Below are 4,757 nucleotides of genomic sequence, written 5' to 3' on the forward strand. Positions count from 1 at the left end.
GAGTTTGATGGATAAGGTTAAAGGGAAATACAACCTGGAAAGTTCCGTTACATTACAGGATATGCTACAACTTGAATCAATTTTCGTGACGGAAGAAGTACCGATTGTTCCCACTGATTTGGAAGCCTTGCTTATGGAGGCTGTTTCGGGGGCATTGGAAAACTTGAAAAAAATGCGGACTCAGGAAGGTCAGGAGCTGGCCCAGGATCTGCAACATCAGCTGAAAAAGTTTGGTGAGATTGTAGTGGGAGTTAAAAACTATGCGCCTTCAGTTGTCGAGAAATATAAAGCACGGTTGGCAATCAAGCTAGCTGAGTTGACAGAAGGATTGATTGAGGATAGCCGTATTGTGACAGAAGCGGCCATTTTTGCTGATAAATGTGATATAAATGAAGAGCTGACGAGACTTGAAAGTCATGTACAGCAATTTTCAGAAACGCTTACACATGGTGAACCAATCGGTAGAAAACTTGACTTCCTTGTTCAGGAGATGAATCGAGAAGTCAATACAATTGGATCAAAGGCAAATGATTCGACCATTACTAAAGAAGTGGTTGAAATGAAAAGTCTGCTTGAAAAATTAAAGGAACAGGTTCAAAATATCGAGTAGTCGGTTTATGATGAACCTATCAAGGTGACAATAGAATATGAATGGGGGACAAAAATGTCAATAAAGCTCATTAATATTGGATTTGGGAATATCGTTTCCGCAAACCGGATCGTATCCATCGTGAGTCCTGAATCAGCTCCGATTAAAAGGATTATCCAGGATGCTCGAGATCGCGGATCCTTAATAGATGCTACATACGGTAGAAGAACAAGGGCCGTTATTATTACAGACAGCGACCATGTTATCTTATCAGCGGTTCAACCAGAAACGGTTGCAGCAAGGCTTCAAGATAGAGATGACAGCGTAGAAGAGGGGTAACTAAAAGAATATGAGAGAAAAAGGTTTATTAATCGTTTTGTCCGGTCCATCCGGTGTTGGTAAAGGAACAGTAAGGAAGGCGATCTTTTCTCAGCCTGGTACGGCATTTGAATATTCAATTTCGATGACGACACGACTGCCACGCCATGGTGAAGTGGACGGAGTAGACTATTTCTTTAAAAAACGTGAGGAATTCGAAGCGTTAATTGAAGAAGGTAAACTGCTTGAATATGCTGAGTTCGTCGGCAATTATTATGGAACACCTGTGGATTATGTTCGTGAAACAATCGACTCTGGAAAAGATGTTTTTCTGGAAATCGAAGTTCAAGGAGCCAAACAGGTCAGGGAGAAATTTCCTGAAGGGCTTTTCATTTTTCTTGCACCCCCAAGCTTGACTGAACTCGAAAGCCGAATTGTAACACGCGGTACCGAGACAGAGGAAGCGATTAAAGGGCGGATGAAAGTAGCTAAAGAAGAAATAGAACTTATGGATCTGTATGATTATGTCGTTGAAAATGATCATGTGGATGCTGCTTGTGCTAGAATTAATGCAATTGTAATTGCCGAGCATTGCCGTCGGGAAAGAGTTGCTGTTTTATATAAAAAAATGTTGGAGGCGGAATAAACTATGTTATATCCATCAATTGATTCCCTATTATTAAAAATCGATTCAAAATACTCACTTGTATCAGTGGCAGCTAAACGTGCCAGAGAAATGCAAATTAAAGATAATTGCCTCATTAATAAACCAGTTTCTCATAAATCTGTTGGTCGTGCCCTTGAAGAAATTCATACTGGTAAATTGACTTACGATAATTCTTACGAGGAAAACTAAGCGAACACATAAGCTTGACCTATCGGGCCTGACACCCTAAAGCAAACAGGATGCGTTACATTTGAAAGTTGCTTCCTTCCTGCGGCCAAGGTGTCAGGCCTGTTTTTTTTGATTTTTAGAAATGCTCCTTAAGCAGACGGAAAGCATTGAAAAAGCAGGCATAGACATCACAATAATGCAAAAATCCATATGTTGCTGCGCATATCAAATGAAATTTCTTCTGTAATCCTTCATAATTAAGAAAAATAGAATATATAGTTAGGGGAAATTTGCATGCTTATCGATAAAAAAGTTCTTCTTTGTGTCACCGGCGGAATTGCTGTATATAAGGCTGCTGCCCTGACCAGTAAACTCACACAGGCAGGTGCCCAAGTTAAAGTAATCATGAGTGATTCGGCACGTCAATTTGTGACGCCGCTTACCTTTCAAGCACTTTCGAGACATGATGTTTATACTGATACATTTGATGAAAAAGATTCTTCAGTTATTGCCCACATTGACCTGGCTGATTGGGCAGATATCATCCTTGTGGCTCCAGCTACGGCAAATGTTATTGGCAAGATAGCCAATGGAATCGCAGATGATATGGTCACGACGACAATTTTAGCCACGGAGGCTCCTGTTTGGGTGGCACCCGCAATGAATGTCCATATGTACGCACACCCAGCGGTCCAAAAAAATATAGAGACACTTCGTACGTTCGGGTATCAATTCATTGAACCAGGTGAAGGTTATTTGGCTTGCGGATATGTTGGAAAGGGTAGATTGGAGGAACCGGAAACGATTGTAAAACACCTCAATCTATATTTCGGTGAAAGAAAATTACAACCCCTTAAAGGAAAGAAATATTTGATAACTGCTGGACCGACTCGTGAAGCAATCGATCCGGTTCGTTATGTGACGAATCATTCCAGCGGGAAAATGGGCTATGCCCTTGCTGAGCAGGCAGCTGAGCAGGGGGCTGAGGTGACATTGATTACCGGCCCCGTAAGCTTGACACCTCCTTCAAAGGTCAAGGTCATCCATGTGGAATCAGCAGCAGATATGTATGATGCGGTTTTTGAACAATATGATACTAGTGATGTCGTGATCATGACGGCCGCAGTGGCAGACTATAAACCGAAATTTTATCATGCTCAGAAAATGAAAAAGCAGCCGGGTGAAAATGTGATTGAATTTGAACGGACAAAGGATATCCTTAAGGAACTAGGTGAGAATAAAACCCATCAGATATTGGTAGGGTTTGCAGCGGAAACGAATAATGTTGAAGAGTATGCAAGAGGGAAATTAGCGAAAAAGAAAGCAGATATGATTGTTGCCAATAATGTTACCGTTGCCGGGGCAGGCTTTGGCACGGACACAAATATTGTGACGATTTTCAATAAAGATGGACGTGCTACCGACCTTCCTAAAATGAGTAAAGCGGATATAGCCAAAAGCATTCTGTCAGAAGTATCTCGCATGCAAAAGGAATGATGTCTTATGGATATTGCATCCGTTATTGTGGATGTACCTGCAAAACAAACAGATCGAGAATTTGACTATCGCATCCCTGAAAAATGGAAACAAGTCATCAAGCCTGGAATGCGCGTCATTGTCCCATTTGGCCCGAGAATGGTACAGGGCTTCGTGACCGGATTAAAATCCAAAAGTGATTTTGCGAAATTACGCAATATCAAAGAACCAATGGATTTGGAGCCAATTCTAAATGATGAATTGCTTAAGTTGGGTGACTGGTTGACCAAAGAGGCCATGTGTTTTAAAATTTCAGCGCTTCAGGCAATGCTTCCTGCTGCAATGAAAGCAAAATATGAAAAAGTGATCAATATCATTGAAGATAAAAAGGAGCAACTTCCACCTCTCATTCAAAAGCTTTTCGGAAAACATGATTCATTATCCTGGAAAGATGTGATTGAAGGTGAGCATGCCTCCCTTTTTCAAAAAGAAGTACAAAACGGCAATTTAGAGCTAATGTATTATGTGAAAAACCGCCTTAATAAGAAGACGGTCCGTATCATTAAACCGTTACTTTCCCCAGAGGAATTGAAAGAAATGGCTTCTACACTTTCCGGTAATGCAAAAAAACAACAAGAACTTCTTCAATACTTTATTGAACATCCAGAACCAGTCTCGCTTAAGGAACTACTTGAAATGGTTAATGCCTCAAGCGGCACGGTAAAGTCCCTTGTATCAAAAGGGGCTTTAGTGGAACTGGATCAGGAAATATACCGCGACCCCTATGAAAATCGTGTGTTTGAAAAATCCAATCCCTTTACTTTAACGGATGAACAAGCAGCTGCCTTGAAGCCCATTCAGGAGAAAATAAAACATGACGAACATGAAGTTTTCCTTTTATATGGTGTAACAGGAAGCGGGAAGACTGAAGTGTATTTGCAGGCGATTGCCTCTGTCATGGATAAAGGTAAGGAAGCCATTATGCTGGTTCCCGAAATCTCCTTGACGCCACAAACGGTGAAAAGGTTTAAGGAGCGCTTTGGTGAGCAGGTAGCGGTCATGCATAGTGGTTTGTCTGTGGGCGAAAAATATGATGAATGGCGGAAAATCCATCGAAAAGAAGTAAAAGTAGTGGTAGGGGCCCGTTCAGCCGTATTTGCACCTTTTGAAAACCTGGGCCTAGTCATCATTGATGAGGAGCATGAATCCAGTTATAAGCAAGAAGAAACGCCCCGCTATCATGCAAGGGACGTTGCCATTCAAAGAGCGAAATCATATTCATGTCCGGTCATTCTCGGTAGCGCCACTCCGACTCTTGAATCCTTTGCACGTGCCAAGAAAAACGTCTATCAGTTATTGACTCTTAGTCAGCGGATGAATAAAAATGCGTTGCCGGCAGTGGATATTGTTGATATGAGGGAAGAATTAAGGACGGGAAATCGATCGATGTTTTCAGAGCTGCTCTTTACGAAGTTGAAAGACCGGCTTGAAAAGGGGCAACAGGCGGTGTTGATGCTAAATAAACGAGGACATTCCTCC

6 protein-coding genes are annotated in these 4,757 nt (G+C 41.6%); all 6 read left to right on the forward strand.

Annotated features, from left to right (window positions below; translation table 11 throughout):
- Window positions 1–610: YicC/YloC family endoribonuclease (locus AC1DUW_RS21175; RefSeq protein WP_477643381.1), on the forward strand; the 610-nt coding region annotated here is incomplete at its 5' end.
- A gap of 54 nt (window positions 611–664) precedes the next feature.
- Window positions 665–928 (forward strand): extracellular matrix/biofilm regulator RemA, encoded by a 264-nt coding sequence (gene remA / locus AC1DUW_RS21180; RefSeq protein ID WP_034313813.1) that lies wholly within the window; start codon window positions 665–667, stop codon window positions 926–928.
- A 10-nt stretch (window positions 929–938) separates the two neighbouring features.
- Window positions 939–1,553: a guanylate kinase gene (gene gmk, locus AC1DUW_RS21185; RefSeq protein WP_034313809.1), complete on the forward strand. Its 615-nt coding sequence runs from the start codon at window positions 939–941 to the stop codon at window positions 1,551–1,553.
- A gap of 3 nt (window positions 1,554–1,556) precedes the next feature.
- Window positions 1,557–1,763: a DNA-directed RNA polymerase subunit omega gene (rpoZ, locus tag AC1DUW_RS21190; RefSeq protein WP_053345270.1), complete on the forward strand. Its 207-nt coding sequence runs from the start codon at window positions 1,557–1,559 to the stop codon at window positions 1,761–1,763.
- Between the two features lie 273 nt (window positions 1,764–2,036).
- Window positions 2,037–3,239 (forward strand): bifunctional phosphopantothenoylcysteine decarboxylase/phosphopantothenate--cysteine ligase CoaBC, encoded by a 1,203-nt coding sequence (gene coaBC, locus AC1DUW_RS21195; RefSeq protein ID WP_477643382.1) that lies wholly within the window; start codon window positions 2,037–2,039, stop codon window positions 3,237–3,239.
- A gap of 6 nt (window positions 3,240–3,245) precedes the next feature.
- A partial coding sequence (gene priA / locus AC1DUW_RS21200; RefSeq protein WP_477643383.1) for a replication restart helicase PriA occupies window positions 3,246–4,757 on the forward strand: 1,512 nt, incomplete at its 3' end.

The sequence above is a fragment of the Peribacillus sp. P4_C12 genome (assembly GCF_056402095.1).

What these genes read in the sequence shown, in the direction of transcription:
- coaBC (WP_477643382.1), top strand. Translation starts at nt 2,037, where the DNA reads ATGCTTATCGATAAAAAAGTTCTTCTTTGTGTCACCGGCGGAATTGCT.
- gmk (WP_034313809.1), top strand. Translation starts at nt 939, where the DNA reads ATGAGAGAAAAAGGTTTATTAATCGTTTTGTCCGGTCCATCCGGTGTT.
- rpoZ (WP_053345270.1), top strand. Translation starts at nt 1,557, where the DNA reads ATGTTATATCCATCAATTGATTCCCTATTATTAAAAATCGATTCAAAA.
- remA (WP_034313813.1), top strand. Translation starts at nt 665, where the DNA reads ATGTCAATAAAGCTCATTAATATTGGATTTGGGAATATCGTTTCCGCA.